Annotated in this window: 1 protein-coding gene and 1 tRNA gene; both read left to right on the forward strand. The window is 36.7% G+C overall.

What is annotated here, in order from left to right; translation table 11 throughout:
* The first annotated feature begins 310 nt into the window (after positions 1–310).
* On the forward strand, positions 311–1,699 hold the full coding sequence (locus tag IQ228_RS24490; RefSeq protein WP_193964759.1) for a HAMP domain-containing sensor histidine kinase: 1,389 nt from the start codon (positions 311–313) through the stop codon (positions 1,697–1,699).
* Positions 1,700–2,463: 764 nt separating this feature from the next.
* Positions 2,464–2,535: transfer RNA gene (locus IQ228_RS24495), tRNA-Lys, on the forward strand.
* Positions 2,536–2,663: the final 128 nt, after the last annotated feature.

The following is a 2,663-nucleotide window of genomic DNA, read 5'->3' on the forward strand; positions in this document are numbered from 1 at the left end:
GGGTTAGGGAGGGGTAAAACATTATGATTTTGTAAATAATTGCAGATTTATCAAGATTAGTATTAATTTTTAACAATGCAGTAAAATAGCGTTATGGGATTAGCTGTAACTTAACGTACCTGTTTACAAACCGTCACAAGGGTTGTTATCAGCAATACACAATATTTGGTATGCTCGCTCATACTCATGTTATTTCTTCGTTAAGGAATAGGTAATAGGCAGATGGAAAAATCAGTCATGAGTAAGTATTATTTCCACTTACCTCTTCCCCGATGATCAATTATCCATTATTTCTTTCCTAAACTATTGCATGAATCTAAATCGAGTTAAATCCATCCCCAAATGGACACAATTACCATCTCCACCCATATTTTGTTCAGAAGTATCTATGCAATTGGGTGGAGATACATCCGTTGCCCAATTACAACAGCAGGTAGAATATTTACAAATCCAATTAGAGTTAGAAAGACAGGAAAATATTCAAAAGATACAGCAAATTCAGAAATTCCAAGGATTGCTACAATATATTACTGAACATATCCGCGATAGTCTGGATGATCGCAAAATATTAACAATTATTACTCAAGAATTAGTTGATTTATTACAACTTAATCGCTGTCAAATTGAACTTTATAATCCCTGTTTGACTGCTGCTACAGTTACCTACGAATATAGTACGAGTTTACCCCATTTTCAAGGTTTAACCACGAAAGTTGCTGATTTTCCCCGAATTTATCAATCTCTATTGCAAAAACAAATCTGGCAATCTATAGAAATTGTTCCCGGACATGATTCTGGCTTACAGATGATGAATCAATTGGCTTGTCCGATTTTTGATTATCAAGGTGTTTTGGGCAATATTTGGCTAATTCGGCATACAGAGGCAAAATTTGGAGAATTAGAAATATCTTTTTTACAGCAAATAGCTAATCAATGTGCGATCGCCATCTGTCAATCTCAACTCTACACCAAAACTAAAGTCCAAGTTCAAGAAATTGCAATCCGAGAACATCATCATAACGAATTTATCAGACATCTTGCCCAAGAATTACGCACACCGATTACTAATATTAATCTTGCTGTGCAAACCCTAGAAAGTCTCATGACACCAGCCGGGATTGTAGATATAGAAATAGTATGCCAACTATTACAAATTCTCCATTATGAATGTGGACGAGAAGATAAATTGCTTACCGATCTTCTTACATTAACATATCTGAAAATCGATCCTGAACCTCCTAATTTAATTACTATTGATTTTTCAACTTGGTTATTTTCCATTGTGGAATCTTTTCGAGATGTTACCAATTGTCAGCAACAACAATTACACCTAGATATCCCCGCAGAAATTTCTCCTTTATCCACAGATATCACCAAGTTAGAAAAAATTATTACCCTGCTACTCAATCAAGCTTGTCAATGCGCTCCCGCAGGTGAATCAATTACAGTTACCGCCGATGTGAATGCAAACACGGTAGAATTAAAAATCACTATTTCTGGTGTAGAGATGCCTCACCATCAACTGTCACAAGTTTTTCAGCCATTTTACCGCATTCCCAAACATTCCCCCTGGCAAGCACAGAACACCGGCTTAGAATTAGCATTAGTGAAAACAATAGTACAGCGTTTAGGTGGATTTATTCAAATTATGAGCATGAACAATCGCATCACTTTTATCATGCAATTTCTACTGTTGTAGTTGTTTAGTGTCTTCAGCAATCTGTTGATAAATTTCGTGATTCAACAATTAATAAAGTGACATACAGACTTCCAGCAATATGACAGATGATTGGGAAAGGTTTTCATCATTTTCATCTGTTTATTAGACTTCTCCGGTAAAGATTGTAGAGACGTTCCATGGAACGTCTCTACAAGGGTTTCAAACGACGCACATTTAATTTTCGGAGATGTCTATTGGTTATGAAACCCCTCTGGTAAACCTCTCCCTAACCCTCTCCTCTTAGGAGAGGGAAAAGGAATAATATTTAATACTGGAGAGGCTTTGAACTTGTTATTTGTATGATAAAAAAGTCCAGCTTCTAGCCGTTGTGAGTATAATAGACATCTCCAAAAAAGATTGGAGAGCCGAGAATCCCTACCCATGGAACGTCTCTACAAGGGTTTCAGATCAAGGATCTTCAATTTCTGGAGATGTCTAATGGTAATGGCGATCGCCTAAGTAATTGGACAAAAATATTTACAGTCATTGCGAGCGAAGGGAAGCAATCACAACCCTGGCGAACTGCTTGCAGCAGCGCTAGTTCCCTCCGGGACGCTCCGCGAACGCTATTGCTTGATTTCACTTCGTTCCATATGGCTAACGCCACGCTTTGCTTACGTAATAGCCTTGTGTAATTAATTCTGTCTCACTACTTATTAATCAACCCCCAAGAAAATTAACGATTTTTAAACCATGCAACACTAGCGCAAAAGTCAAAAGTCTGATATGATGATCTAATTAGCGGGTGAGTAGCTCAACGGTAGAGCAGTTGACTCTTAATCAATTGGTTGCGGGTTCGATTCCCTCCTCACCCATTAGCTTTCGGCGTTTTGGTTATTAATGTTTTTTATTGATACAGTTTCAAGTTCAAATAATTCTATATAATTTTTATTTGCTTTTTTTATTATAAAGATTATTATAAAGGTTATAGAACTGTCTCTTA

The sequence above is a fragment of the Dolichospermum sp. LEGE 00246 genome, assembly GCF_015207865.1.
GTDB lineage: Bacteria > Cyanobacteriota > Cyanobacteriia > Cyanobacteriales > Nostocaceae > Dolichospermum > Dolichospermum heterosporum.